Source organism: Dulcicalothrix desertica PCC 7102 (genome assembly GCF_003991905.1).
Classification (GTDB): domain Bacteria; phylum Cyanobacteriota; class Cyanobacteriia; order Cyanobacteriales; family Nostocaceae; genus Dulcicalothrix; species Dulcicalothrix desertica.
The window spans coordinates 148,049-173,915 of sequence record NZ_RSCL01000021.1; the positions used below are offsets into that span (position 1 = coordinate 148,049).

23 protein-coding genes and 1 tRNA gene are annotated in these 25,867 nt (G+C 39.5%); 9 read left to right on the forward strand and 15 right to left on the reverse strand.

The features are described 5' to 3' along the window. The first annotated feature begins 120 nt into the window (after nt 1-120). From DSM106972_RS36115 to DSM106972_RS36135, 5 genes are all read left to right on the forward strand, one after another. Complete coding sequence (locus DSM106972_RS36115; protein ID WP_127085208.1) at nt 121-1,239, forward strand: iron-containing redox enzyme family protein; 1,119 nt, start codon at nt 121-123, stop codon at nt 1,237-1,239. A gap of 59 nt (nt 1,240-1,298) precedes the next feature. Beyond that, a complete protein-coding gene (locus tag DSM106972_RS36120; RefSeq protein ID WP_127085209.1) occupies nt 1,299-1,994 on the forward strand; it encodes a N5-glutamine methyltransferase family protein in 696 nt (231 codons plus the stop codon). Nucleotides 1,995-2,243: 249 nt separating this feature from the next. After that, nucleotides 2,244-3,077, forward strand: a complete 834-nt coding sequence (locus tag DSM106972_RS36125; protein ID WP_233787786.1) for a DNA-methyltransferase — start codon at nt 2,244-2,246, stop codon at nt 3,075-3,077. 203 nt (nt 3,078-3,280) lie between these two features. Beyond that, nucleotides 3,281-3,763, forward strand: a complete 483-nt coding sequence (locus DSM106972_RS36130) for a hypothetical protein (protein ID WP_127085211.1) — start codon at nt 3,281-3,283, stop codon at nt 3,761-3,763. Between the two features lie 144 nt (nt 3,764-3,907). Then, nucleotides 3,908-4,906, forward strand: coding sequence for a GDSL-type esterase/lipase family protein (locus DSM106972_RS36135; protein ID WP_127085212.1), 999 nt, complete (start codon nt 3,908-3,910; stop codon nt 4,904-4,906). Between the two features lie 227 nt (nt 4,907-5,133). Here DSM106972_RS36135 and DSM106972_RS52770 read toward each other — a convergent pair whose 3' ends face one another. The 6 genes from DSM106972_RS52770 to DSM106972_RS36160 all read right to left on the reverse strand — a co-directional run bounded on the left by DSM106972_RS52770 (nt 5,134) and on the right by DSM106972_RS36160 (nt 10,753). Further along, entirely contained in the window at nt 5,134-5,367 is a 234-nt protein-coding gene (locus DSM106972_RS52770; RefSeq protein ID WP_201800831.1) for a hypothetical protein, read from the reverse strand. 45 nt (nt 5,368-5,412) lie between these two features. Then, nucleotides 5,413-5,541 carry a hypothetical protein gene (locus tag DSM106972_RS55110; RefSeq protein WP_267901203.1) on the reverse strand — a complete coding sequence of 43 codons (129 nt, stop codon included), beginning with the start codon at nt 5,539-5,541 and terminating at the stop codon, nt 5,413-5,415. Beyond that, complete coding sequence (locus DSM106972_RS36145) at nt 5,534-6,091, reverse strand: Panacea domain-containing protein (RefSeq protein WP_127085213.1); 558 nt, start codon at nt 6,089-6,091, stop codon at nt 5,534-5,536. Before DSM106972_RS36145 ends, DSM106972_RS55110 begins: the two co-directional genes overlap by 8 nt. 257 nt (nt 6,092-6,348) lie before the next feature. Further along, nucleotides 6,349-8,421, reverse strand: coding sequence for a cytochrome-c peroxidase (locus DSM106972_RS36150; protein ID WP_233787691.1), 2,073 nt, complete (start codon nt 8,419-8,421; stop codon nt 6,349-6,351). A gap of 26 nt (nt 8,422-8,447) precedes the next feature. After that, complete coding sequence (locus DSM106972_RS36155; RefSeq protein WP_127085214.1) at nt 8,448-9,182, reverse strand: tetratricopeptide repeat protein; 735 nt, start codon at nt 9,180-9,182, stop codon at nt 8,448-8,450. 38 nt (nt 9,183-9,220) lie between these two features. Further along, nucleotides 9,221-10,753 carry a multicopper oxidase family protein gene (locus DSM106972_RS36160; RefSeq protein ID WP_127085215.1) on the reverse strand — a complete coding sequence of 511 codons (1,533 nt, stop codon included), beginning with the start codon at nt 10,751-10,753 and terminating at the stop codon, nt 9,221-9,223. Nucleotides 10,754-11,115: 362 nt separating this feature from the next. On the opposite strand from DSM106972_RS36160, the gene DSM106972_RS36165 reads away from it, so the two are divergent. Continuing rightward, nucleotides 11,116-11,364, forward strand: a complete 249-nt coding sequence (locus DSM106972_RS36165) for a hypothetical protein (RefSeq protein WP_127085216.1) — start codon at nt 11,116-11,118, stop codon at nt 11,362-11,364. 55 nt (nt 11,365-11,419) lie between these two features. On the opposite strand, the gene DSM106972_RS36170 is transcribed toward DSM106972_RS36165, so the two are convergent. After that, nucleotides 11,420-14,200 carry a M16 family metallopeptidase gene (locus DSM106972_RS36170; protein WP_127085217.1) on the reverse strand — a complete coding sequence of 927 codons (2,781 nt, stop codon included), beginning with the start codon at nt 14,198-14,200 and terminating at the stop codon, nt 11,420-11,422. A 235-nt stretch (nt 14,201-14,435) separates the two neighbouring features. Beyond that, nucleotides 14,436-14,951 (reverse strand): MgtC/SapB family protein, encoded by a 516-nt coding sequence (locus DSM106972_RS36175; RefSeq protein ID WP_127085218.1) that lies wholly within the window; start codon nt 14,949-14,951, stop codon nt 14,436-14,438. A gap of 190 nt (nt 14,952-15,141) precedes the next feature. Between DSM106972_RS36175 and DSM106972_RS36180 the strand changes: the two genes are divergently transcribed. The 3 genes from DSM106972_RS36180 (at nt 15,142) to DSM106972_RS36190 (ending at nt 18,161) form a co-directional block, all read left to right on the forward strand. Continuing rightward, entirely contained in the window at nt 15,142-16,134 is a 993-nt protein-coding gene (locus DSM106972_RS36180; RefSeq protein WP_127085219.1) for an RNA ligase (ATP), read from the forward strand. 73 nt (nt 16,135-16,207) lie between these two features. Beyond that, on the forward strand, nt 16,208-16,645 hold the full coding sequence (locus DSM106972_RS36185; protein ID WP_127085220.1) for an arsenate-mycothiol transferase ArsC: 438 nt from the start codon (nt 16,208-16,210) through the stop codon (nt 16,643-16,645). A gap of 313 nt (nt 16,646-16,958) precedes the next feature. After that, nucleotides 16,959-18,161, forward strand: a complete 1,203-nt coding sequence (locus DSM106972_RS36190; RefSeq protein ID WP_127085221.1) for an AAA family ATPase — start codon at nt 16,959-16,961, stop codon at nt 18,159-18,161. A gap of 336 nt (nt 18,162-18,497) precedes the next feature. Here DSM106972_RS36190 and DSM106972_RS36195 read toward each other — a convergent pair whose 3' ends face one another. The 7 genes from DSM106972_RS36195 to DSM106972_RS36225 all read right to left on the reverse strand — a co-directional run bounded on the left by DSM106972_RS36195 (nt 18,498) and on the right by DSM106972_RS36225 (nt 25,638). Continuing rightward, entirely contained in the window at nt 18,498-19,973 is a 1,476-nt protein-coding gene (locus tag DSM106972_RS36195) for a CoA-acylating methylmalonate-semialdehyde dehydrogenase (protein WP_127085222.1), read from the reverse strand. Between the two features lie 40 nt (nt 19,974-20,013). Further along, complete coding sequence (tilS, locus tag DSM106972_RS36200) at nt 20,014-20,982, reverse strand: tRNA lysidine(34) synthetase TilS (RefSeq protein WP_127085223.1); 969 nt, start codon at nt 20,980-20,982, stop codon at nt 20,014-20,016. Nucleotides 20,983-21,115: 133 nt separating this feature from the next. Then, nucleotides 21,116-21,430 (reverse strand): KGK domain-containing protein, encoded by a 315-nt coding sequence (locus tag DSM106972_RS36205; protein ID WP_127085224.1) that lies wholly within the window; start codon nt 21,428-21,430, stop codon nt 21,116-21,118. Between the two features lie 131 nt (nt 21,431-21,561). Further along, on the reverse strand, nt 21,562-22,626 hold the full coding sequence (gene ccsB, locus DSM106972_RS36210; RefSeq protein WP_127085225.1) for a c-type cytochrome biogenesis protein CcsB: 1,065 nt from the start codon (nt 22,624-22,626) through the stop codon (nt 21,562-21,564). 94 nt (nt 22,627-22,720) lie between these two features. Next, nucleotides 22,721-24,433, reverse strand: coding sequence for a DUF3352 domain-containing protein (locus tag DSM106972_RS36215; RefSeq protein WP_186538827.1), 1,713 nt, complete (start codon nt 24,431-24,433; stop codon nt 22,721-22,723). A gap of 406 nt (nt 24,434-24,839) precedes the next feature. Beyond that, a complete protein-coding gene (locus DSM106972_RS36220; protein ID WP_127085227.1) occupies nt 24,840-25,448 on the reverse strand; it encodes a chorismate lyase in 609 nt (202 codons plus the stop codon). A gap of 109 nt (nt 25,449-25,557) precedes the next feature. Beyond that, nucleotides 25,558-25,638 (reverse strand) — tRNA-Leu (locus DSM106972_RS36225). Between the last annotated feature and the right edge of the window lie 229 nt (nt 25,639-25,867).

The following is a 25,867-nucleotide window of genomic DNA, read 5'->3' on the forward strand; positions in this document are numbered from 1 at the left end:
CATACTTTAGTCTTAGTGGTATTTATGGCGAAGGTGAGAGGTAATTAGCGCTACAAAATGAAAATGTAATTAGTGTTAAGGGAATAAATTTTACAGCTTCTATAAAGCACCACTAATTTCATGCAAAGTATTTCAATTGAGCTACCTCGCATTGACTCCGAGGGAAAAAACCAATATTTACAAGAGAATACCGCGCCCAGTGACAACTACGACATTGCCGAAAAGCAGTTTGTGCAGTTACTGGCTGTTGAAAATTTAGACAAGCAGTTAAATATAAACCCTGACATTGCGACATATTTCGAGTTCGCTTTAGCTACAGCGTTAACTGCCGCATACGATGGCGCCGAAGACTATCAAGCACATCGCTTCCTTCAGCGAATTCTTTACAGAATAAATCGTTTGTATCTTTTTTGGTACGATGATTTACAAAATTACGAAAACGAACGCTCTTTGTACTTGCAGCGAGTTCGTAATAGCATAGAGACAGCTTGGCAAAAATGGGAGTTAGCACAAATAGATGTTGAGTCATTACAAAAACTTGATGTCAAGCAAGCGTTAATTGACCGCGTAGCTTATGATTTAAATCCAGAAATTTCCGAAGGAAGTCGTTACATTCGTGAGGAAATGAGCGTTGAAGGATATAAACATTTGCTCGCTATAGGCTCATTTGATGGATTAGTCGAAGGTAGTCGTTTATCACGCATTCTTGGCGGTACAGCAAACCCTATCCAATGTACATTAGTGAAAGTATTGCTTGAAGAATACGGTAATGGTCGCTTTAACCGTAAGCATTCAACATATTTCGCAGCTATGCTTAGTGAATTTGATATGAATACCGAGCCAGAAGGTTACTTTGACTTGGTTCCTTGGGAAGTTTTAGCATGTGCAAATCATAATTTTTTAACTACAGAACGTAAACGTTATTACCTTCGTTATTCAGGCGCCTTAACGTACTTCGAGGTAGCAGGTCCAAGTGCATATCGTAATTATTTAACCGCAGCACAAAGACTTAATTTGTCAGATGCAGCAATGGGTTACTGGGAACTCCATATTCGTGAAGACGAACGTCACGGTCAATGGATGCTCGACGATGTGGCATTACCCCTAGCAGAACTTTATCCCAACAACGCATGGGAACTCCTACTTGGATACGACCAAGAAAAATTAATGGGAGACCGCGCCGCCGAAGCAGTCGTCAAATCAATCCGCCAAGCCGAAACCCCTGTACGGGCGGGTTAACCAATAACCTAGCCATAATCAAAAATTTCGTAAACCCGCCCCTCTTAACTCCTAACATCATGAAAGACATTTTTTACTGCCCAGAAGAATCTAACTTCTACTCCAACTGTTTAGAGAACTTTGTTTTAAGAAACCGTCAAAACTTTAAATATATAGTTGAATTTGGTTCAGGTGATGGTAGTCCTGTAATTTGCTCTTTACTGCGGAATAAATTTGCAGGTTTGATACATGGATTTGAGTTAAATACCGATGCATGGAAAGTCGCGAATTTAACTATTGACGAATATAGCCTAACCGACAAATATATAATAGACAACTCTAGCTTGTTTGAATCAAATCAAAGTCAATCTGAATGTCTCGTCTCTAACCCTCCTTATCTACCCGCACCAGATGAAGACATCTATATGCCATTACTTTTTGGTGGAACCGACGGCGCCGCCATTACAAACAAGCTGCTAACATTAGGATACGAAAACGTTTTAGTACTAGTATCTAGCTATTCTAATCCCATCAGTACCATAGAACAAGCTAAAGCCAACGGTTACTCAGTTAACAAATTCACTGTATTACCTATCGAATTTGGTTACTACAGCTCAGAACCAAAAGTCAAAAATCACATTGAAGAAATGCGTAGTAATAAAATGGCATTTTATTCAGGTGACTACTACTTCTTAGCTGGAGTCTTATTTACCAAACAAGAAGAATCAAACGTAGACCTTTCAAAAGAGCTATCCCAAGTCCTAACAGGTATATAATTGTCATGCACACAATTGTCATTCTGAGCGTAGCGAAGAATCTTATTAATCTTCAAAGTTATAAGATGTTTCACTACGTTCAACATGACAGATCACAAGATACATTACGAACATATTGTGTTTTAGTTTACTTATGCGTTATATTCCGAGAAAGCAGACGCAATAAGTAAAATCAGATTGGACACATACTCTACAGCATCGCATCTTGCGCTTCAACTAAATTCATATTACACCCGAACATACGGCGCCATGTACCTGGGTGACAGCTTGAATTTAATTCAATCAATACAAGATGACAGTATAAATTTAATTTTAACTTCACCTCCTTTTCCATTAACACGTAAGAAAGAATATGGAAACGAAAGTGCGGAAAAATACATAGAATGGTTTTTACCCTTTGCCCACGAATTTAAGCGCGTTTTAGCTGAAAACGGCTCTTTTGTATTAGATTTAGGCGGCGCCTATCTTCCAGGAAACCCAATACGCAGTATTTATCAATACGAACTTCTAGTACGCTTATGTAAAGAAGTCGGGTTCTATTTAGCACAAGAATTCTTTCATTACAACCCTGCACGCTTGCCAACACCAGCCGAGTGGGTCAATATTCGACGCATTCGCGTTAAAGACTCAGTAAACGTCGTTTGGTGGCTCTCAAAAACCCCCAACCCACGAGCAGATAACCGTAAAGTTCTTAAACCATACAGCGAGAGTATGAAAAACTTACTCAAAAATGGTTACAAAGCGAAACTACGACCTAGTGGTCATGATATTTCAACCAAATTTCAAAAAGATAACGAAGGCGCCATTCCACCGAATTTACTCGAATTTGCCAACACCGAATCGAACACTCCATATTTAAAACGCTGTAAACAAGCCGATATTAAACCACACCCGGCACGCTACCCGTCAGGATTCGCAGAATTTTTCATCAAATTCCTCACCTCGGAAGGCGACATCGTGCTAGACCCCTTCGCAGGCTCCAACACTACAGGCTTTGTCGCCGAAACACTACGGCGCCAATGGCTTAGTTTTGAACTGAATGAAGACTATATAATAGGCAGCCAGTATCGTTTCGATGATTAATCTAAAATTTTAATAGAATATTTATACTAATTTTTATGATTTTTTCGGAATTTATAAGATAAGATAGATGTACTATCAATTTATAGATAAATAGCCTTTTTTCCAAGCTAGTCAGGTTGCCGACAACATTTATATGCGTCGGTAATCTCACTCTTAGCTACAAATATTCAAGCACATCCCTTGTCAAAGGGACTCATATACCTATGGTAACAACAATCAGGGTCGCAGCACCCTCAATTCGTGTATCCAAAATTGCCTACAAGTCTCCTTTTATACATCCGTTAGCACGATTTGTGACAGAGGAAGCTATCGCGATGATGTTCAACATTCAAATTGAGGAAATAAAGCGAATTGACTGTTATTGCTACGTAGCTTACGTTCATGGTGCTAATATCAGTAGATTTATCAGTTACGCCGATTTTCCTCCCCCACCGATTGTCGGGGCAAACTTTTCTCAAGTTTTTTGGCGTTGGCGCCGTCGTTGGAAAAAGCGTTGCAACAGTAAATATGCCCCTGATTGGTGGCAAAATTATTACATCGACCAAATACAGCAAAGTAATAGCTCTGAGTATTTGCTTGAGTGGTGGAAGATGTTAATCTTGATAAAGTCCGCATTCTCCGCTGAAGCTTGGCTAAAAATCACACAAACAATTCAAGCTAACAAGGCTTTTTTAAAGAGTTTGTGAAAAGTATCACATGCAGCTGGCTTTACATTTGGAGGCGGTGTAAATAAAAATAATAAATTAGTATTCAAAGAAATTTCCTGAAATCGGTCGCTATAGGCCGAGATTAGGGAATATATTATAAATTTTACGAGGGGAGATAAAGCGATGAAGGATGTATATCTGTTAGCAGCGGGAGTGTTGACAGGACTGGCAGTGCCCACATCAGCTTTACCTCAGTTGTCAATTGCCCAACAAGATGCACCATTACCTATAGACATCAACGTTGGTTCGCAGTCGCAGCAGTCCCACGCCACCCAAAACCAATTACCACCACTTGCAACTCCCGAAAATTCCGCACCTGAATTTAGTAACCCAGTTAGTAATCCAGTGGCGCCTAGTAGAATTACGCAGCCAAGCGCCACCAGACCACTATCTGGAAGTCAACTATACTACCAACGATTAGCAGCCCTAAGACTCGGCAGAATTTATACTCGACTAGCATCAGTAAGGTCAACTCAAGAGCCAGACGGTAGAAAAAGCCAGCTATCTTACGAAGACTGGAAAGGACTACTAGCCTTAGAAGCGCGAGCAATGTCAGACGGTCAAGGAGACAACCGTCTTAGCGTATTAGTCGGAGACTCCCTAAGCATGTGGTTCCCTAAAGACAAATTACCTTCAGGGAAACTGTGGTTAAATCAAGGAATTTCTGGAGACACCTCAGCAGGCGTATTAAAAAGAATATCAGCCTTCTCCAAAACAAGACCCGATGTAATTTACCTCATGGCAGGAATAAACGACCTGCGTCGAGGCACCACAGACGAAACAATATTACGTAATCATCGCCGCATCATTCGCCGTCTACGTGAAGAACACCCGATGACACAAATCATCGTTCAATCAATCTTACCAACACGCTTACCAACAATACCCAACACCCGCATCCGTAATATCAACCAAAAACTCTCAACTATCGCCAAACAAGAAGGCGCCAACTACCTAAACATTCACCACTGGTTCACCGACTTTCAAGGCAACCTGCGTCAAGAACTAACAACCGACGGCTTACACCTCAGCCTCAACGGTTATGAAGTATGGCAAGCAGCCATCCAACAAGTAGAAACCAAAAACGCCCTAACAAAAGCAAAACGCCTTAAAAAAGTCTAATCCCCTCTTGTGGAACAGGCATCCCTGCCTGTTCCTTCAAGTCATTCTTTTTACCACAGAGTCACAGAGACCACAGAGAGAAGAGTATAAAAGATTTAAGATTGGCACCAATAGTAAGGTGGCTTCTAAGCTATAAGATTTGCTTATTAATATCCTTTTGTCTCTGTGTTCTCAGCGCCTCTGTGGTAAAAAGAATTATACCTGCTGAATAGGTAAGGCACCACGAGCTACAACTTGTCTTCTAAGTTATTTTCAAGAAAGCTTTGTAGTGCAATTTTATACTTATTCTTCAGCCGTTTGGAAACTAAACCACCCTGCTGAATTTGTGAAAGAATAGTAGTTGAACATGATCCCTTTGGGATAGGGCTACCAGGCATAATCAAGGTAGCTAGTTCCCTAGCATCCATCTCACGGGCAAATTGATATGCAATTACAGACTCACGAACAATAAAATCCGGCACATCTGTACCAGGTAAAATAACACAGGTAGTTTCAGAGCTACTTCTTCAAGTTGTTGCATTCACAAACAAATACTTACTTTCAGAAGTTTGTGCAATTGCGATATAGAGATGTTCGCCATTGGGAGGTGTATTTATCAAAAAAGCATCTCCCAAATTAATCGCAATACTAGCCATGTAAAGCCTCATCTAGATAAGCTTCTCTAATGGCTTCTTGCTGAATTTGTTCTATTTCCTCATCAGACTTACCCACATATCGCAAAACATCTTCTACCGAAATTGGAATAGCAGAACCATGAGAATTTTTCCACTCAGGAAAATCATCAGTCCATTTGGCAACATCAAATATATTGAAATGTCCGAAAGTTTGGTAAACTTCCTTAAGAATATCTTCTTCTTCTTCACAAAGTTCCCTATTTCCTGGGTCGTTTAGCAGGGAAACATAATCTGAATTACAAGGAGAAATAAACTTCGACCAAACAGGTAAAGCATCATCAACGGGTTTTCCTTTAATTAAGTCATAAACATAGCCAAGAACAAGACCATACTCCATCGACACGTAATTACCTGCAGTGATGGGTTGCTCCATACGTTGCAATGCAATACGGTCAGCAATGTAGAGCATTTTTAGCAAACCTAAATAGTTCATTGGCTTACCGTGCAGCTTTAAAAGTGTTGCTGCGGCTTCAACAGCTTTTTCTGGATTAAACCGAAAATGAATTGCCATAAGCGCTCCATGTAAACTATTTTGCTAGCAATATATATTACAAAACTTCACAATATACTTCAGTCATGCGTATTTTAGTATCCTATTATAATAAGTAAAAACACATAAACGTTTAATGCTTGCTCCCGGAAGGTGCTATAAAAAGTCGAGAGGCATTACTCCCGACTTCTTCATACTTAAAGTTTCAAGGCGCCAATGCTAGGGAAGCAGCACCAGAAATTTATAATTCACCGAATACTGCATACGAATTTAATTTTTTAATTTCCTAGAAAATTTGGTAAAGGTTCACCACCATTACGCCCAACAGCTGGGATTTCGACTAGTTCGTCCCTTGCTTTACCAGTACCATCATTAATGACAGAGTTTTGATTTCCTTGGTGTCCATTAGGGATAAACAACTGTGGATGGTCAAAGGGTGCGCGTCCAAGGCGAACGCGCTCATCAGTTAGAGTTCTCATGAAAGCCACGAGTGCATCTTTTTCTTGCTCTGTCAAATTGAGATTTTCAATATCCGCATCTAGATTATCAATGTTTTCCTCATGAAAATCTCCACCGCGATTGTAAAAATCTACTACTTGTCGCAAGGTCAATGCTCCACCATTATGAAAGTAGGGAGCAGTCAAATCTATATTACGCAGTCCGGGTGTTTTAAAGGCTCCATCTACAGCAGCTCTCTCATATGGGCTTAGGGGTGCATCTGAAATATTTTCACCCGGACTAGCTTTAATAATAGGCGGAAGAATCTTGCCGAGAGCAACTGTTTCTTGAGTCAACTTTGTCAGCGAAAGTGGTTTACCAAATGGGTCTACATCGCCTACGCCAATATCTTCTTGAGTTGGTCGAACGCCAATATTATAAAAGCCGTTGTCGTAGACTGCCACTTTATCATTCCCCATTGTCATGCGTTCAATTTTTTCTTTGTTAACGTTCCTCACGCTCGCATTAGTAAATTCTGCTCCTCCATGACAGTTGATACATTTACCTTTGTTTTGGAAAATTTCTAATCCTAATTTTTGCTGTGCAGTTAGGGCATTACTGTTACCTTCTAGGAATTTGTCAATGGGTGCTTCATCAGAGACTAGCGTAGATTCATACATTTGAATTGCTAGACCCATAAACAAGGAAAAGTTATAGTCCATCATCGAGAACTCATCGGTAGCCCTTGGTCCTTGAGGCTGTCTAATGTATCTTCGTTTACCATCATCACCAATTTTAACTATGTACTGAGAGTCCCACCACTCAGGCTTAAAGGCATCCTGTACCATTGCCTCGTAGGATTTGTCTTTTATACCTTGATTGGGCCATCTACTTAATTTACCTAAGACGCTATCTTCAGGGTGTATGAGTTGTTGACCGAGGGGTCTAAGGCTTTTTAGTTTTTTACCTATTTCTCTACTCAGCTTATTACTTTTTAATTTGGGGTTAAATTTCTGCCCTACATCCGGTAAAATTCTATTAGTACCAGATTCTTCAACGCTACTTAATGGGGGGCCAACTGCTTGGGAAGCTAAGGAAGAATTATTGAGGCTGATTTTTACCTCTTGTGGAGGCTGCTGTTTTCTTGTTGACTTTAACACGAAAGCATTGGGGTCCCGCGAACCAAAGGGATTAACTCCATTGAATATGCTCTGCGCTCTTCCATCCCAAAAGTTGCGGTCATTGAATACAGCATTGATAACACTAGGGGCGTTACGGCCTGTTACTTGGCGCACGTTGACATTTTGAACGTTAAATACTGGGTCTGGTTGCACGGTAACATTATCTTGAGGGCTACCGGGAATTATGTCATTGAATTTCGTTAAATGTACTCCTTGGGAGCCTGTAACATCATTACTATCAGCCATTACAGTACTTGCTCTGTTATTAGGGTCGGCAAGTTTATGAAAAGGATAATCGCCGATTGCTAACTGATAATTCGGTCTACCGCCTGTATTAAAATTATTATCTGCACCGGGGTGAATTTGGTTTTCTGACCTATTATCTGCTCCTGCATGGAAGTGACAACTAGCACAAGATTGTACCCCGTCACTTCCAACCTGTACATCCCAAAACAGAGTCTTACCCAAGGCGATTGCCTCTGCCTTGTTGCGAATAAAGTCATTAATATTATCAGGTTCGGGGATTCTGACAGTTTTCAGCGAAGTCAGAGGTGTAGAAACAGCTGGTCCGGTGAGTTGGGCTGATACAGTTTGTCCAGCAACAACCATTATTGTACAGAAAAAAATTAATGCGGTAATTTGCCTGAGCCTTTTTCTTCTAAATAAATTAGAGAATAAATTAGAGAAAAGCAGCGTAAATTCTTCTGTTAACATGACTATAAATTGCAACATTTTATGATTTTTTCATCCATAAATGCTTAACTACTTGAATATTTTTGCAGCAGCTTTATCATGTTTTCAGATTCTGCCATTTTGCCTTGCTCTGAATACAATTGACTTGCTACTTGATAATCTAAAACAGCACCTTGATAATTTCCTATCTTCTGGCGAAAATCAGCGCGCCTAAAGTAGGCATCAGCACGACCACTATTGAATCTAATAGCTTGATTAAAGTCCGAAATAGCAGATGCTATCTGTCCAAGTTTGTAATATACTGCACCGCGATTGCTATAACCAATACCATCCTCCGGATAAAGTTGAATTGCCTTGCTATAATCGGCAATTGCATCTTGGTAATCTCCTAAAGCATCGCGAACTTTTCCGCGTTGGACGTAAATATAAGAAAAGTTAGGATTACTTTGAATTGCAAGGGTATAATCAGCAATTGCTTGGGGATATTGTTTAAGTTTGTGGTGTAATTCACCACGATTTAGGTAAACATATTCATGATAAGGGTTCAGCGAGATTGTTTTGTTAAGGTATTCAAGAGCAGCATCCAAGTTTCCGATATCAAGTTGTTCTAGTGCTTGGTTAAAAAAACTCTCAGCAGCATGAAATTGTTCAGTACTAATTGATTTTTGACTATCAGTTGGAGAGATTGATGAATCATGAGAATGTTGCGCCATCGCAGGCGCCGCAGTCACAAATAAAATCAACACTGTTAGCACCAAACTACATCCTAAAAATATAATTCTTTTGAAGAAATTTTCCATAGATTTGGATGATTGGTAGATGTTGGTGAATATTGAATTTAAAGTGGTGGTGCTGGAAGTGGCTTAGGAGGGTCTGAAAAAGGACTTGGACCTCCTATACCAACTTCAAACTGATTCATCATGTCATGGTCTTCGTGAACAGTATTATGGCAGTGGGACATATACTTCCCTCCCGTGGTGGAACTAAACTTGCCCACAATTTGCACACTCTCATTTTCACCAACATAAAAAACGTCTTTCCAGCCGCGTTCGTAGGCGAAAGGCTGTTGACTGTTACGGTCGATTATCTGAGCATCTACTAAATGGACGTGAATTGGATGATGCCAGCCACCAGCATTATTATATATACGCCATATTTCAACATCGCCTGGTGCGGGATTTGCATCAACTCGGTTTTTATCCCACGTTTTGCCGTTAATTACCCACAAACCGTTGCTGCGTTCGTATCTAAAGTCTCTAGTTCTCACCGCTTGAGACATCATTTCAGAAACAGGTGGAATATTATTCCGTAGCACGTTGGGAATCGAACTGTTATCGGTCTCGGAACGCGTTACCTCAAAGAGCATCACTTTATCTGTATTGTCGAATTCATCATTATTGGGCAACTTACCGTTTTGCAATATTACTTGAGTACCAATTGGGTATCTAGAAAAATCAAGGATAAACTCATAGCGCTCTGCTGGCCCGATGCGAAATTCTTTGACTCTTGCTGGTTGGGACATTAGTCCGGCATCAGTACCAATGAAAATAAAGTCATCTGCAGTGCTGAGTTTAAGGAGATATGAGCGAGAGATAGAAGCATTTAACAAGCGAAAGCGGTACTTGCGATTAGCTACTTCCATCCGAGGCCAAGGTACGCCATTGATTGTAATTACATCACCCATTACATGCTTTTCACCTTGGTCATCAAAAACCTGTCTCCCATCCCTAGCGAATATCTTATCTGCTAGCATAAGTGGCACGTCATACTGACCCTTTGGTAAAGGTAAGTTCAGTTCTTCATCATCTTCAACGATGTACATTCCAGCCAGACCCATGTACACGTTGCGCGCGGTATTGTGCAGTGCATGGTCGTGATACCACAAGGTAGCAGCGCGGTTGTTCGGATATATATAGTCTTTGTAAAAGCCAGGAGCAGACATATCTTCTGCGTAGCCATCGTACTGCGGTAAAGAAGCCATTCCATGTAAGTGAACGGTTGTTGGCACACCTACACTATTTATAAAGCGAACCACAGAGCGACGGAATTGCTGAGTTTCTGGATACCAGACTTTTCGCTGTCTTATGGTGGGTCCTGGTGACATACCGTTATAACTCCAAATTTCAGTCTTTCTTCCAGGTAGAATGTCTACTGAAGCTCTTCGCATCGTGATTTCATAATAATCTGTCGTGCTATCACTGCGTACAGGTCTCAGTACTGGCGGAATCTTGAATGGAAGTGAAAAAGGTATCACTTTTGGGCTACCAGCATCTTTAGCATAAGTCCGATACTGGTATGAGAGTGGTAATAGTAAAGAACCACCCACCGCAAGTCCAAACTGAAAGAGTTTTCTTCGAGTAAGTCTTTTCATCCGGATGTAGCTTTTGTTGCAATTGTTACTTTGTAACAAAAATTAACATTTAAGCTTTGTAAATAAAAGTAGTTTCTTATACAAATTACTTAAACTTAAATATCTTTTTATTTTCATAAAATTATCAATAGATAAAATTTACGTAAATATCGATAAAATAGATAAGTTTATGTAAATATTCAATAAATATTTCATTCTCAATTTAGGTATTTTATGTTATGTAATCAACGCAAACTTTGTTTCATGCATCTACTTTCATGGTGAGTCTCTAAACTTTTTAAATTGCTAATAGCTTTTCTATCTGTAGAGTTTGACCATAAAACTGATATGCTAAGTATAAATTCTGAGGCTTTTCAGAATGGATGGCTCTTGATAAGCAGGATATAGACGGGTTTAATTGGCAATATTTAGGCGAGAGGGATATGCGACTTGCTAAGGGTCAATCTAAATTTGATATTTATCTTGGTAAGGTTCGAGTCGATAGACAAGTCTTTGATATTCCTGTACATGTAGGTCAAGGAGTATCTGAAATTTTACTTGGGCGCCAGTGGTTAAAAAGTAAACGATTATTGGTAGATATGGCATTAGGTATTCTGACGCTGGGTAATTAGATAAAAAATTAAAAAACAGTAGGTCAGGCGCCTAGCCCAACCTACAATTTACGGATTAATTTTTCTGTGCTGTTTCACCCGAACCTGCGGTAACGATTACCAATTTATCTGGTTGAATTAGCTCTTGAATGACTTGCTGTACTTGTGGCATTGTTACAGCTTCGATGCGTTTTGGAAACTCCCTTAATTCAGCAGGTGATAGTCCATAAACTGCGTTGCTCAATATAATACTTGATACTTCGCTTGGACTTGCTAAATCTACAGGATAGCTACTAGCAAGTGACCGTTTTGCATTATTCAGTTCTGCGTCAGTAATACCCTGTTCGCGTAGCTGTTTTAGTAATGCTACTGCACTGGTTATCGCTTTTTGAGCATCACCAGGCGCCGTTTGCATTTGAATTAAAAATGGTCCCGGATTAATACCCGTCGCAAACGCACTGTAAATACCATATGTTAAGCCTTGACGGTCACGTACTTCTGTGCCTAAACGACTTGATAAAGTATCACCACCTAATACTTGGTTAAGTACTGTAGCAGCATAGAAACGTGGGTCTTTGCGTGAAATACCGTTGTAACCAATATAAGTTACAGCTTCAGCTTTACCAGGAATTACGGAGTTTAAACGTGTTGTAGTTTGCGGTAAAGATACGGATGTAATATTCGCCGTTGGCACCTTACCTTGAGCTTGCCAATTTCCAAAAGCTTGATTTAACAAGGTTTTTACTTGATTTGGCTCAAAATCACCTACCATCGCAATTGTTGTAGTATCTGGTCGGTAGTATTGTTTGTAGAAGCCAACCAAATCATCGCGTGTAATTCCTTTCAAACTAGTTTCTGTTGGGAAAATATGGAACGGGTGATTTTCTGGATATACTGCTTGTTGAAATACTCTTCTCCCCAAAGAACGGGGGTCATCTAATTGTGCTTTCAAGCTTAGTAACGCGCGTTTACGACTTAATTCCAACTGTTCGGCTGGAAATGTTGCATTTTGCACTACGTCAGCTAGTGTTTTCACTAACACAGGAATATTTGTAGATAATCCTTGCCCACCTATTGCAACGCCTTCACGGCTAGCACTAAAGCCCAAACTGGCGCCTTTATCTTCGAGCGTTTGTGCCAAAGCTAACGCATTTTGTGTTTTGGTACCGTTCATTAAATTACTAGCAACCAAGTTAGCAACACCTGCTTTCGCATCACTATCAAATATTGTTCCTGCGTTAATTTGTCCACTAATATTAATTGTCGGTACACTACGGTCAGGTAACAACAACACCCGCATTCCATTCTTCAAAGTGAATTGTTCGGGCAATACTTGTTTACTCGAAGCAGTTGCACTCGTTACAGGTGGTAAATATTTAGCAAGTTCTGCTGGGTCTACAGGTTTACCAGGGCTAAAGTTTTCGGCAGTTTTTCCAGAACCACCACCGCTAGCTCCGGGTTTACCATCTAGTTGTGTTGGTTCAAATAACCCAACCGTTTGTTTGGCAGGATTTAAATAAGTTTTTGCCGCACGTTGAATATCCGCAGCAGTAACCTTCGCGACTCCCGATAAATATTTTTCGGCAAACTTATAATCTCCACCTGTAATTTGGTTATAACCAAGTTGTGTAGCTTGACTTGTAATATCTTGGTTTCCCAAAATAAACGAAGATTGTAATTGAGTCTTCGCCCGATTTAACTCTTGGTTACTAACTGGCTTTTGCTGTATATCGTCTAACGATTTTTGTAACGCTGTTCTAATATTACTTAACTCTTGTCCAGGCGCCGCCGTCACGTTGATTTCATACCAACCAGGTTCTATCAGTTCTGCGGGACTTGCACTAACCGAACTAGCCAACCCAGTCTCTACCAAAGCTTGATATAACCGCGAACTTCTTCCTCCCGTTAACACAGCATCCATTACATCAATAGCTGGTACATCAGGATGCGTTAAATTTGGCAACGGATACACAACTTGTAATAAAGATGCACTGCCAGGTTCCTTCAATATAATAGGCGCCTTAGTTGAAGCAGTAACCAATGCACTTTGCTTTTCAGCAATTACATTACTTTCTTGCTTATCATCAACAGCTTTAGTTGCCGCGCGTTTAGCAATCTTTCCAAAAGTCTCTTGAATTGCTTTTAGCGTCGGCTCTGTAGCAAAATCCCCCGTCACAATCAAAGTCGCATTATCAGGACTATAGTAAGTTTGATAATAATTTTTGACCTGCTCAACCGTAAATTGCTGAACATCAGATTTAGTACCACCTACAGGTAAACCATACTGCCTTGATGGAAAAGCCGCACGCATTACCGCTCGGTTAAGCCTATATTCCGGTGAATTTTCATACCCTTGTAACTCAGAAATTACAACTCGCTTTTCACTTGTCAAATGGTCAGAATTAATAACCGAATTCACCATCCGGTCAGCTTCCAAAGTTAACAACGCTTGTAACTTATCCCCCTGTACCGTACCAAAATAAGCCGTTTCGTCATAACTCGTAAACGCATTGAACTGACTACCCAAAGCGCTAAACAGGCGCCCAAATTGTACCGGACGTGCAGTAGTACCCTTAAACAGTAAATGTTCAAGCTGGTGAGAAATCCCATTTTCACCCGCTTTCTCATTCCGTGAACCAACCTTATACCAAACCTGCGCGCTAACTACAGGTGCCGTGTGAACTTCCTTAGTAAGTACAGTTAAACCATTCGCCAGTACCGTTTTCCGTACCCCCTGAGTCAGAGAATCCGCAGGAACCGCGAAAGCGAAATTTGATGGCAACAATACACCACTCAAAAGAAAACTAATAAAAAGACCTATTAATATAGACCGCCGAAACTTGGAAAATATACGCATACAAACTAAATTTTTCCCTAAATATCAAGATACACAAAGCATCAACAATTGTTTCCCCACCATCTCCATGTTAAAAATCTCTCTTGCCATTTAAACAACATGAGAGCGCCAACAATCGTACATAAACAATAAATTTAAGATTTGCTTAATTTTAGGCTAACAACCCCGTGTGAACTACCTGTGACGATTATTTGAATTTTTAATAGACAAACCCAAGATTTTTGCGGTTTATAAACTAAATATCCGTTACATCCGTTCTATCCGTTGCCAATTTCTTCCTCGAAGCCCAAAACTTCAAAAACTCCGTCAAACGCTTAACTCCACTCAGCGTTACCAAAGTTAAAAAAGCTGCGAGTAAAGCCATTTGCCATAAACCGCAACCTATCGCAGCTCCTAAACCTGCCGAAAGCCATATCGATGCTGCTGTCGTTAGTCCCCGCACTCTTAGCGATTTTGATTCTCTGGGTGATTCATGTAATATTAATCCGGCGCCAATAAATCCTACACCAGTTGATACACCTTGAATTGTCCTACTCAGCGCATTGGCTGCATTCTCAATATCACTACCCGCTTGTAAAGGAATCATTACAAAAAGTGCAGACCCCATGCTTACCAACATAAAAGTTCGCATTCCTGCTGCTCTACCACCTTTTTGACGATTCAAACCAATAATGCATCCAACAAAGAGCGCTAAAACTAGTCTCGTTCCTATTTCCAACCAGTCATCAGAACTAACAAACATCGCACCCATCACTCTATCTTAACCATAAGTTAACCAATATATAATCTTTTCACCTGCAATACATACCTAGCAAGGATGAGAGTAGGCTCTAAAAGCTTGTCTTTAGACTGAATTCTACTTACTTGACAGATTATATCTATATACTACAATAATAATACAGCATGAAACTTATCAAGTGCGGGTGGTGGTACAAAACAATATGAGTGTTTTAAAAGTTGAAGTTGTAAAAATTAGTGAAATTAAGCATCATCCCAATGCAGATAGATTAGATATTGCTCTGTTTGAAGGAATGGCATATCAAGTTATTACAGTCAAAGGTAACTTTAAAGTAGGTGATTTAGCATATTACTTTCCTATCGATAGCGTTATTCCAGATAAATATTTAGATGAATTTGGAATTCGCAGCTATTACTTAAAAAAACTACGTGCGGCGAGACTGCGAGGAATTTTTTCTGAAGGTTTATTGATAAGAGTTGGCGCCAATTTTACAGGTCAACTTGGTGACGACTACACCGAGCATTTTGGTGTGACTAAATATGAATATCCTATCCCACGCGGAATGAGTGGAGAAATGGAAAATCATATTGGACAATATAAATTTCCAAGTCCCGAAAACATCAAACGCTATAAAGATGTATTCGTTGACGGAGAAGAAGTTGTAGTTACCGAAAAAGTACACGGCACGAACTTCACTGTTTTAGTCGATGATGAGGGAGTGGTTAAAATTGGCAGTCACAACTACTTCTGGAAAAATAGCGAAGCGAATAAAAATCTAGTTTATATTCGTGCATACCATGAAAACCCAGCTTTGCAACAATTACCAGTAAACACCCAAGTCTTTGGAGAAATATATGGTGTACAAGACATTAAATATGGTTTAAGCAATGGTAAAATTGCGATTGTCTTATTTGCAGTACGTCGTGGTAGTGAATTCCTGAACTACGATGAATTTGTCGAATTTTGTAACTCATACTCCCTTCCTAAAGTACCTTTACTTTACAAAGGCGCCTACAGTTGGGAAACAGTATCACAATTCAATAATAAAGACAGCGATATGAGTCCAAGCTGTATGATGGAAGGAGTAATAATTCAACCAGTACAAGAAAGAACACATCCAGAAATTGGACGAGTAGTAATCAAATTAATTAGTGATAGATATCTGCTCCGTAAAGATGGTACTGAGTTACATTAATGTAGAGACGTAATATATTACGTCTCTCTCCACAACATGGAAATTTTACAAATAACTTAGCACTACCATCAAAATGCAAACCATTCTTTTTCTATGCACGGGTAATTACTACCGTAGTCGCTTTGCAGAACACTTGTTCAACTACCTCGCACGTAAACATGAACTCAACTGGCAAGCTGACTCACGCGGTTTGGCACTAGAACGTGGTATTAATAATGTTGGCGCCATTTCTCACTATGCCAAAACAGCATTAGCACAAAAAGGAATTACACTACTTGATGAAGAACGCTTTCCCCAAAGTGCGCTGCTAGAAGACTTCCAGTCATTTACCAAAGTCATCGCTATTGACGAAGAAGAACATCGTCCACTCATGACCGAACGTTTTCCACAATGGGTTGATAATATTGAGTATTGGTTAGTCCACGATATCGATAAAACTGCTGCGGACGAAGCTCTAGGTCAAATTGAATTAAAAGTAACTCAGTTAATTGACGAATTAAGCAAAATTTGATATTACTTCTCTGCGCTCTCTGTGCCTCTGTGGTAAAAAAATACACGTAGAGACGCAATTAATTGCGTCTTTACTTGACACGCCACTGTTATTGTAATATCCTGTATTACACTTAATTTATGATAGAACAAAAATATATAAATTGAATTATATGTATTATTTTATACGAATTATAGTTGAGATAAATAAGTAAACAAAAGAAAAACGCTACACTTGAAAAGATAAGTAAAAATAGCTTATTGATTCCAATCTCTACCTTTTTATTTCTAGAGAGTCCACCAATTTAGCTCCATCAGTGTTATAAAACTGAAGTATGGATTTTGATTATTTTAGAGGCAATGACGGCTCTGCCGAAAATAGAAATCGTCACAACCTGCTAGCTAGCGGTTGGAGACCGTTTAACCGTGATTTTAACGTTAAGTATTTTTGGGAAGTACTTTGGAACGATACACAGGAGTTAACTCAAAGAAGCGTTAATTTAGCAAGCTTTTACGCTGATGCTTTAGGACGACGAGATTACAGTTGGTGGGCAAACATCTTAAACGTAGCTTCTGACTATACCCGTGCGGAGTTTGAGAAGTATTGGAATTTTATTACCCCCCAACCTTTAACACCCGACCATCGTTACAAAGATGTTTTAAGTACCGAAACTCCCATCATCCAGTTTGTTAGTCGCAATAGTATTCCTATCGATTACGTTTTGAACCGTTTGCAAGAAATAACAGTTTTGCGAAGCTTAGAAATTCTTGATCGTCCCGATATTATCACACAGTACTACTCAGAGCGCGATTTTTATTTTCCACCAGAGAAATTTATTAGCTGGGAACGTCTTGATGTTCTCAACACCGTTTACGCTTACTGGTCACAGTATGACGTTTGGTTACAAATTGACCCATACGACCGTGGACGGCGCCATTATTCTTTGATGGCCAGAAACTTGGCGCCTTTAATCAATAAAGCGACATATGATTTAGCAGTAATGCTGAGTGGATACCAAAGTCGTGTAGGCAAAGTCCAAAGTCAATATCCAATTCGTACCTTTCCTTCAGGTATTCAAAATTTCACTGATACCGTACAACAAACTGTTTTAAACCAAAATCAGTTAGCGGTTCTAGTGCATGGAGAACCAGGAACAGGAAAAACAGCATGGACACAAGCTGTTGCCAAAGAAATATTAGTACCACTTGGGTATGTAATATTTATTTTAGACCACGATGCCATTACAAACTTCGTTCCACCCACCTACTTAGAACGCATTTGTATAATTATTAATGAAGCCGATAACTTAGCGCAAAATCGCGCATCAGAAGTTGCTCAGTATAATAACAAAACCGAACATATTCTTAGCTTACTCGACGGAACGCTCTATCAAAGCGTCATCGATGAAGGTGGTATTCAAATTCAACAAAAATTAGTCATTTTATTGACATGTAATACAACAGAGCGTCTAGACCCTGCTATGTTGCGTAAAGGCCGCGTAGATTTAATGTGTGAATTTATACAAAAATACGTTTAGGAATTCCCAAAGTAAAACCATCTATCTTGTGGAACAGGCATCCCTGCCTGTCCCAAACCTACACAATTAAACCTATAATTTGCCTTTTTTAACAAAAGTTAATAGTGAATGTACCCTGGAAAAAGCCCTAGTAAAACTGAAGATTGGGCATTTAATTCACAAAGCAACAGCTTTGCGTTTTTTTTGCACCCTAATGAGTCAAATCTCCATCCTATTAACAGGATAACACCAATTAGCACATCACGAATCACTAAATTGTTAAACCATAACAAATAGCTTGGTTTTATCTTAAATAAATCTGTAATTGATTTACAAAATAAATTCATAAAGATTGTATCAAAATTGCCGCCCCCAATCTTCACGCCAACGTTCTACAACAACTTTTGTTTGTGTAAAAAATTCAACTGCATGATTACCTTGACCGTGTAAATCACCAAAGAAACTTTCTTTCCAGCCGCTAAATGGGAAGAAAGCCATCGGTGCCGCAACACCAATATTGATACCAATATTACCAGCCTCTGTTTCGTAGCGAAATTTGCGTGCGGCACCTCCACTAGTAGTAAATAAACAAGCCATATTTCCGTATTGACCACTATTCACGAGCGATATGGCTTCATCTATTGTATTAAGATGAATTAAGCTCAATACTGGTCCAAAGATTTCAGTCTTCGCAATCTCCGAATTTGGATCAACGTCTTGTAAAATCGTCGGACGCACAAAATAGCCGTTTTCATAACCGCTAACTTGTGGTTGGCGCCCATCTACTAGTAATTTTGCACCATCAGAGGTACCTTTCTGAATTAAAGCTTCAATACGTTGTTGACTTTCAACAGAAATAACAGGCCCCATTTCCACACCCTTTTCCAAACCATTACCAACAACTCGCTTCATCGCTGTTTCAGTAATAGCTTCGGTAAATGTTTGCTTCGCAGAACCCACAGTCACAGCTAAAGAAGCAGCTAAACATCTTTGTCCTGCACAACCAAAAGCACTATCAGCAGCAATGCGAGTAGTCATGGTCATATCAGCATCAGGCAAAATAATAATTGGATTTTTTGCCCCACCCTGACACTGTACCCGTTTTCCATTTGCGGCACCACGACTATATATATATTTCGCCACAGGTGTAGAACCAACAAAACTAATTGCCCGAATGCTAGGATTATCAATAATCGCATCTACAGCTTCTTTGGCGCCATTAACTAAATTAATAACCCCTTTGGGTAAACCTGTTTTTTCAAGTAACTCAAATATTTTTTGCATCGTCAACGGTACTTTTTCCGAAGGTTTGACGATATAGGTATTACCGCAAGCAATAGCATAAGGTAAAAACCAAAACGGAATCATCCCCGGAAAATTAAACGGACAAATTACCGCGCACACACCTAACGGTTGCCGTATCATCATTTCATCAATACCGCGTGCAATATCTTCGCTATTAACACCCTGCATCATTATTGGAATACCGCAAGCAACTTCCACATTTTCAACTGCACGCTGCATTTCTCCTTTTGCTTCCGCCAGCGTTTTACCACACTCAGTTGTTATAGTAGAAGCCAAATCATCAAAATTTTCTAATAATAAAGTTCTTAATTTAAATAAATACTGCACTCTCTCAGTAGGTGGTGTCCGGCGCCATGTTTTAAATGATTCAGAAGCTGCATGTACTGCCTCATTAACTTCAGAAGCAGTAGATAAAGGTACTTTCGCGATAACTTCACTCGTTGCTGGGTTAAAAACCTCTAGTTGGTTAGTAGCTTTAGATGCAACCCATTCCCCATTAATATAATTGCGTATACTACTTATAGTCATTCTCTTTGCGCCCTTTGCGTCCTTTGCGGTTCGTTTTATTTTACCCAAAACAAATCCAATCATCCTCAACAAAAGCAATAATACCACCAGGAAAAGGGTCAGTTTGAGAACGTCTTGGCGCCGTTATTAACCCAATTAATTTTTCTATATGTTCAAAATTTGGAGACTGAGGAAGAATTTCGAGTAATATTTGACGCATTACCCTTCGTTGTAAAGCAAGTGGCGCCTTCTGTAAAATACGACGATTTAATTTAATTGGGTATTGACTTTCCATTGCTTGCTCTCGTAACTCTTGTGCAGCTTGTTCCAAGTACTCAACATCAGCTTGTAATAATTCAGCAGTCTGGGCAAGATTTGACGTAACTTGAGGATTAAAATTTTGATGTAAATACGGTAATAGCTCTTTACGAATACGGTTACGAGCGTATTTTAAATCATCGTTAGTAGAATCTTCCCAAATTTTCAAATCAAAATCTTGACAAAATTGACCCGTCTCTTTACGAGTAACTTCAAGCAATGGGCGCACTAATTGTACATTATCAGCTAATTGGCGCCGCCATGTTAAAGCTTGTAAACCATCGGCACCTGTACCGCGCATCAAATTATAAAGTAGAGTTTCAGCTCTATCGCTAGCTGTATGTCCTGTAATAACACAGACGTAATTATGTTGAAGTGCGACTTGAGTTAAAACTTGATAACGCCAGTCTCGCGCTGCTGCTTCTGTATTTACAGGTTTATCAGCAGTTTCGAGGTAAAAAGGTACTGAGTAACTGTTTACTAACTCTTCCACATGCTGCGCGTTAGCCGTTGAATCTTGGCGCCAACAGTGGTTACAATGAGCAACACCCAGGCGCCATTCCCATTTTGATTGTAAATCTAATAATAGCTTTAATAAACATAACGAATCTTGACCCCCTGACACTGCAATGAGTAAACCTTGCCGAGGTTGAAGTAAATTACGCGCACGGATAGTTCGATGTATTGCTGCATGTAAAGAAGTCCACACCATTAATTATTTTGAATTGCTGTGTACTTATTTACTTTATTCTAAATTCCTGCCTTTTTTAAGGTCAGGAATTTTATTTTTTACCACAGAGACGCAGAGTACACAAAGGAGGAGGGGATGAAGAGAGGTTTATTACTTAACATTTATGAACTTCTGTATCTTGTAACTCTTTAGCAAAATCTTCTAATGGTGATTCATTTTCATCAGGTCGAAATTCCAACGATAGTCTGACTTTTCCACGTCTCCAACTGTTAGCACGAAAACGCAGTACTTCACATTCGATACCTTTATCAAATAATGAAGACTCTGCTGTTTCTAACCCAACTAGCTCTTTGATTGCTTCTAACAGTTGAATCACTTTGAACGTATCTGATACATCTAAGCTATCTAGATTTTCTGTATTTATAGATACAACTTCATAGTGATGTAATCGATGAAATTCATTATCCATAGACATCTATAATATTTATTTTAAATATATCTATTTTTTATATAAAAGTCACAAATTAACATAAATTAAATATAAACTTCAAATAGTAAGGTAGACCGAAGCCCACCCTACTTTTCAAACCCGGTATCAAATTAAAAGAACCATCCGTAAGAATGTAAACCTTTACCCAGCAAATTGACACCTAAATAACAAATCCACACAACAACAAAGCCACTAGCCGCTAAAATTGCAGGGCGCCGACCTTGCCAACCACGTGTAATTCTCGAATGTAAGTAAGCAGTAAATACCAACCAAGTAATTAAAGCCCAAGTTTCTTTAGGGTCCCAACTCCAGTAAGAACCCCAAGCTTCGTTTGCCCAAACGGCGCCTGCAATAATACCAATTGTCAGTAAAGGAAAACCTAAACCAATGACACGGTAACTAATATTATCTAATGTTTCTGCAAGACTTAAACGCTGTGGTGATAAAGTTGATGCTGTTACTGCTTGAGTATCAGCCGCAACAATATTTAAAACCGCAGAAGAACCATTTCCATTATTATTACTGCCTTTGTAACGCCCATAGCCGTTGTTATCAGCAATACTATTTACATCTGGTTCCGTTACAAGCTCACCAGCTTTATGCAAACGATAACCATTACTACGATATCCGCCGGCACCAAACGAACTACCTTGAAGTTGAATATCTTGTCCTTTTGTAACAACAAGAAATGCAATTGCTAACAACGAACCAACCATTAGCGCAGAATAACTTAGCATCATTACACTAACATGCATCATCAACCAGTTAGATTTGAGTGCAGGTACCAAAGGTTCAGCTTTTTGCATCTCAGACGGTAAAGTTAATGTTGCAAAAGCTGTAATACCCATAGCGACAGGCGCCGTTGCTACTCCAACTAAACGACTCCGGCTAGTATTTTCAGCTATAAGATGTACTGTAGTAATACCCCACGCCAAAAAAAACAGCGACTCGTATAAATTACTAAGAGGGAAATAACCCGCTTCAATCCATCGCGCTCCTAACAATGTTGCCATGCATAAATTCGCTATCGCCATTCCCGCAGTCCCCAGTGCAGGTAAAAAGGGTAGGTTCCCAAACGCCGCGCCGCTCCAATATACCAGCATCGTAATAAACAAAACTGCAAAAGAAGCATTGTCCAGCCAGTTCTGGAGGACAACCAGATTGACAAAATTCATAAAACGTGTTCTCCAGTCAATTCCTGAACAGTTTATTCTATTACTTAAATCCTAACTTTTTCTGACGATTTGTTAAATGTATTGCGTCTTTGGTTTACGGTGTTACAGTCGGACTAGGCAACGGCGCTGGCTTTCCACCTTTTTTAAGCGAGATAAATATATCGTAACGATTGCTGCGGTTATCACTAACTGCACTCGTTACTCCAATCGAACGTGTAGCGTTTAAAAATATTTGCTGGTTAGGAAACAAAGGAGGCAACGGAAAGTTTTTAGAGGTACGTTCCACATCTAAGAAAAATTGACCGTTAATTGGATTCAGTTCTGATGGAACTGCTTTTTGAAAAGCTTGAGTGCGTGCAAGCGAGTTATCCGATTGATTCGTAGTCAAAATTTTCTCAGCAATCGGCGCCCCTAATGCTATAAAAGCAACATCATCATCCATCCATCCATGACTGGCAGTTAAAGTACCAAATGGCCCAATCCAATTAATAATCGGCTTACCTAACGCTTGCTTCTCTTCTATTCTAAACTGGTACTGACTACGCATAGCCTCATCAAGCTGTTTGAGAGCAGCATCAGCGCGTTGACGATTGTTAGTCTTTACCATAAATACTAACGCGGCGCGGAAAGTTTCATCTTGACTATCTTTAGAAGTCGGAATTACTGATACCGAAAACTCACCATTCATCCAACTCAAAAAATCGCGCTCTAAATCCATATTAACCCAAGATTTAAAGCCATTACGTAATTGCTCGGGCGGCATTGGTGATAAAGGATTATTTTGCGATGTTGAACTATAATCTGCCCAAGCACGCGCTAAATTTCCACCTGACAGCATCATCAGTGTTTCAGCAGGGACACGATTTTGCATTTCCCCCGCACTGTTATCCACTCTTAACACTCGTGAACTATTAGGGTTTAACCAAGAAACACCTTTAAGCCTAACTCCCTCATTTTCTAAAGTAATTGTTCCTGCAAGACCTTGATTAGTTTGCAATTGCGATAACACTTGAGCTGGAAACTGACGGTTTGGAGCTGCACTCGCAATTTTCGCACTCGTTGGTACATTTATATAGAATTGACCAAAAGGCTGGTAGCTAGAAATTTTAGAAATATTATTCGCATACCCAGGAACTGTAGAAAGCGATGTTTTTGCTTGGTAAGCATCAATTGCTTTCTCCATTGCCTTTGAATCATCAGTAATAACTACATATTTATTTTCAATAACCGAGACAGCAAAATCCTCATTTGTGCTACTGGGATTAATATCAATCTCTTTTATTGGTATATTTTTATACTGGCGTTCTTTTAAACTGGCGCCTTTTTTAGCTTGAAGTTGAGTTAGAGCAGTTTTAGCATTTTGAGCATTTTTAATTGGTAATACCAAAACTAACTGTTGACTACTAGCAGTTCTAATATTTTCAGCCACAGGTTTAGCAGGTGGTTTTGAGCTATCAACATTAGCAAGAACCGCTAAAGTTACTTCTTCTCCTACCCAAGGTTGGATATCTTTGTGAAAATCGTAACCATTATTACTAAGAAAACGGTCGCGTAACTGAACTATATTTTTATCGATTTCTGCTTGTACCTCGCTAGTTCCAAACTGACGTAACTGCTCCCACTGTCTAACATCAGTTGTTAACGAAACAGCGAACAATGCGTCTTGAGGAATAATAGTCGCTCCAGGTGGTAAATCCCTAGATAATGGCTTTCCTTGTGTTAATAGCCAGTATCCAGCAATACCACCACCAATCAGTAATCCAGCAGAAGATAACGTCAGTATCAGAGACGGTTTCTTTTTTTTCATTGAGACACACACACTTACCCGTGCCATTGGGACTTACACCTCATCAATATTGCTTAAATTAATCAGAAACCGGGTTTCTACGCATTCCTTGTCGCAGACAAATTGTCATTTTTATTACAATATATCAACAAGAAACCCGGTTTCTTAGATTTTAAAATAACGTCTAAAACTCAGAATTCAAGCCATTAGAAGCGTTTAATATCAAAATTCTGCTTAAAACCGTAAATTTTAATCATCTGAACAACAAAGCACCATTATATCTACATGCGAATACTGCTTAACTTATAACACTTCCATAATCTACATTGATGTATTATTTACTACCTATTAAAAACCATAACGCCGTAGAGACGTTACATGTAACGTCTCTACATCAACGGGTATAAAAAATATGATATTAAATCAATCAAAGCTTTGGAGAGCCGAGATATTTTGCCAAATAAGGAGAAAAAACTTCGTAAATTAAAGTAAGAGGTTGCCCATGATGCCAAAACAAGTAATGGCGCCCCCAAAAAGGCCCAGGCATGTCAAAACCTGACTCTAATGCTTGAGAGTGACCAAAGTAAATTCCTTGAACATCGCGATAAAGTTCTGTACGCAAGCGCGCGAGACTTGCCCAAATTGGTAACGAACGATTTTGTAAATACTCATCCACATGCGAAGCTTCCCACCATGAAGTTGCATATGCCAAACGTTGCCCACTAGCTGTGCGTAACCAAACTTGCCGCCGTAGTCGTGGTCCCGGTACAGCTTGAATTAAATCAGGTGCCCCATCCATATCCATGCCAATTAACGACATATCAATGACATCAACCTCTGTAGGTTCGCCAGTTAACAATTGTAAATGCCTTGTCGGAGAACCATCACCCAAAAGCAACAATTGCCAAGCTGGCGCCAATTCGTGATGAGGCAAACCCTTTTGAATTGCTTCGTCAGTACCTGCCCAACTAGGAGATAACCTATGCCAAGCATTGGGCACTATTAAATTATTCGTTGGTGTAAATATAGCAGTCATTCTTTACAAAACTTTATCTATATATATAAAAGCACAAAAACCAGCAAAAAATGTAGAGACGCGATTAATCACGTCTCTACAATGTGAAAATTATTGAAAAATATCATAATGCGGATGGCGAGACTCGAACTCGCAAGCCAAAGGCACACGCCCCTCAAACGTGCGCGTATACCAATTCCGCCACATCCGCTCAACTTATTCAACTAAATAGAGAATATAACACATAAATCTGGTTATGGCGATAGGGGAGTGAAAAAATTTTAATATAAGTGAAACTAACTTGCGCTACAGCAAGGTTTTAAAATGCTGCTAACGTAGTGAAGCAGTTCGTAATACTTAATTTTTTATTGTGGACAGCATAAAGCTCAAATGCTGTCATAATCTAGAATTAACCCTTGAGTCGCTGGTATGACAAAGCG

Coding starts and splice junctions, on each gene's coding strand:
- DSM106972_RS36115 (WP_127085208.1), top strand. CDS start 121: ATGCAAAGTATTTCAATTGAGCTACCTCGCATTGACTCCGAGGGAAAA.
- DSM106972_RS36120 (WP_127085209.1), top strand. CDS start 1,299: ATGAAAGACATTTTTTACTGCCCAGAAGAATCTAACTTCTACTCCAAC.
- DSM106972_RS36125 (WP_233787786.1), top strand. CDS start 2,244: ATGTACCTGGGTGACAGCTTGAATTTAATTCAATCAATACAAGATGAC.
- DSM106972_RS36130 (WP_127085211.1), top strand. CDS start 3,281: ATGGTAACAACAATCAGGGTCGCAGCACCCTCAATTCGTGTATCCAAA.
- DSM106972_RS36135 (WP_127085212.1), top strand. CDS start 3,908: ATGAAGGATGTATATCTGTTAGCAGCGGGAGTGTTGACAGGACTGGCA.
- DSM106972_RS55110 (WP_267901203.1), bottom strand. CDS start 5,541: ATGGCTAGTATTGCGATTAATTTGGGAGATGCTTTTTTGATAAATACA.
- DSM106972_RS36145 (WP_127085213.1), bottom strand. CDS start 6,091: ATGGCAATTCATTTTCGGTTTAATCCAGAAAAAGCTGTTGAAGCCGCA.
- DSM106972_RS36150 (WP_233787691.1), bottom strand. CDS start 8,421: ATGTTGCAATTTATAGTCATGTTAACAGAAGAATTTACGCTGCTTTTC.
- DSM106972_RS36155 (WP_127085214.1), bottom strand. CDS start 9,182: ATGGAAAATTTCTTCAAAAGAATTATATTTTTAGGATGTAGTTTGGTG.
- DSM106972_RS36160 (WP_127085215.1), bottom strand. CDS start 10,753: ATGAAAAGACTTACTCGAAGAAAACTCTTTCAGTTTGGACTTGCGGTG.
- DSM106972_RS36165 (WP_127085216.1), top strand. CDS start 11,116: ATGGCTCTTGATAAGCAGGATATAGACGGGTTTAATTGGCAATATTTA.
- DSM106972_RS36170 (WP_127085217.1), bottom strand. CDS start 14,200: ATGCGTATATTTTCCAAGTTTCGGCGGTCTATATTAATAGGTCTTTTT.
- DSM106972_RS36175 (WP_127085218.1), bottom strand. CDS start 14,951: ATGGGTGCGATGTTTGTTAGTTCTGATGACTGGTTGGAAATAGGAACG.
- DSM106972_RS36180 (WP_127085219.1), top strand. CDS start 15,142: ATGAGTGTTTTAAAAGTTGAAGTTGTAAAAATTAGTGAAATTAAGCAT.
- DSM106972_RS36185 (WP_127085220.1), top strand. CDS start 16,208: ATGCAAACCATTCTTTTTCTATGCACGGGTAATTACTACCGTAGTCGC.
- DSM106972_RS36190 (WP_127085221.1), top strand. CDS start 16,959: ATGGATTTTGATTATTTTAGAGGCAATGACGGCTCTGCCGAAAATAGA.
- DSM106972_RS36195 (WP_127085222.1), bottom strand. CDS start 19,973: ATGACTATAAGTAGTATACGCAATTATATTAATGGGGAATGGGTTGCA.
- tilS (WP_127085223.1), bottom strand. CDS start 20,982: ATGGTGTGGACTTCTTTACATGCAGCAATACATCGAACTATCCGTGCG.
- DSM106972_RS36205 (WP_127085224.1), bottom strand. CDS start 21,430: ATGGATAATGAATTTCATCGATTACATCACTATGAAGTTGTATCTATA.
- ccsB (WP_127085225.1), bottom strand. CDS start 22,626: ATGAATTTTGTCAATCTGGTTGTCCTCCAGAACTGGCTGGACAATGCT.
- DSM106972_RS36215 (WP_186538827.1), bottom strand. CDS start 24,433: ATGAAAAAAAAGAAACCGTCTCTGATACTGACGTTATCTTCTGCTGGA.
- DSM106972_RS36220 (WP_127085227.1), bottom strand. CDS start 25,448: ATGACTGCTATATTTACACCAACGAATAATTTAATAGTGCCCAATGCT.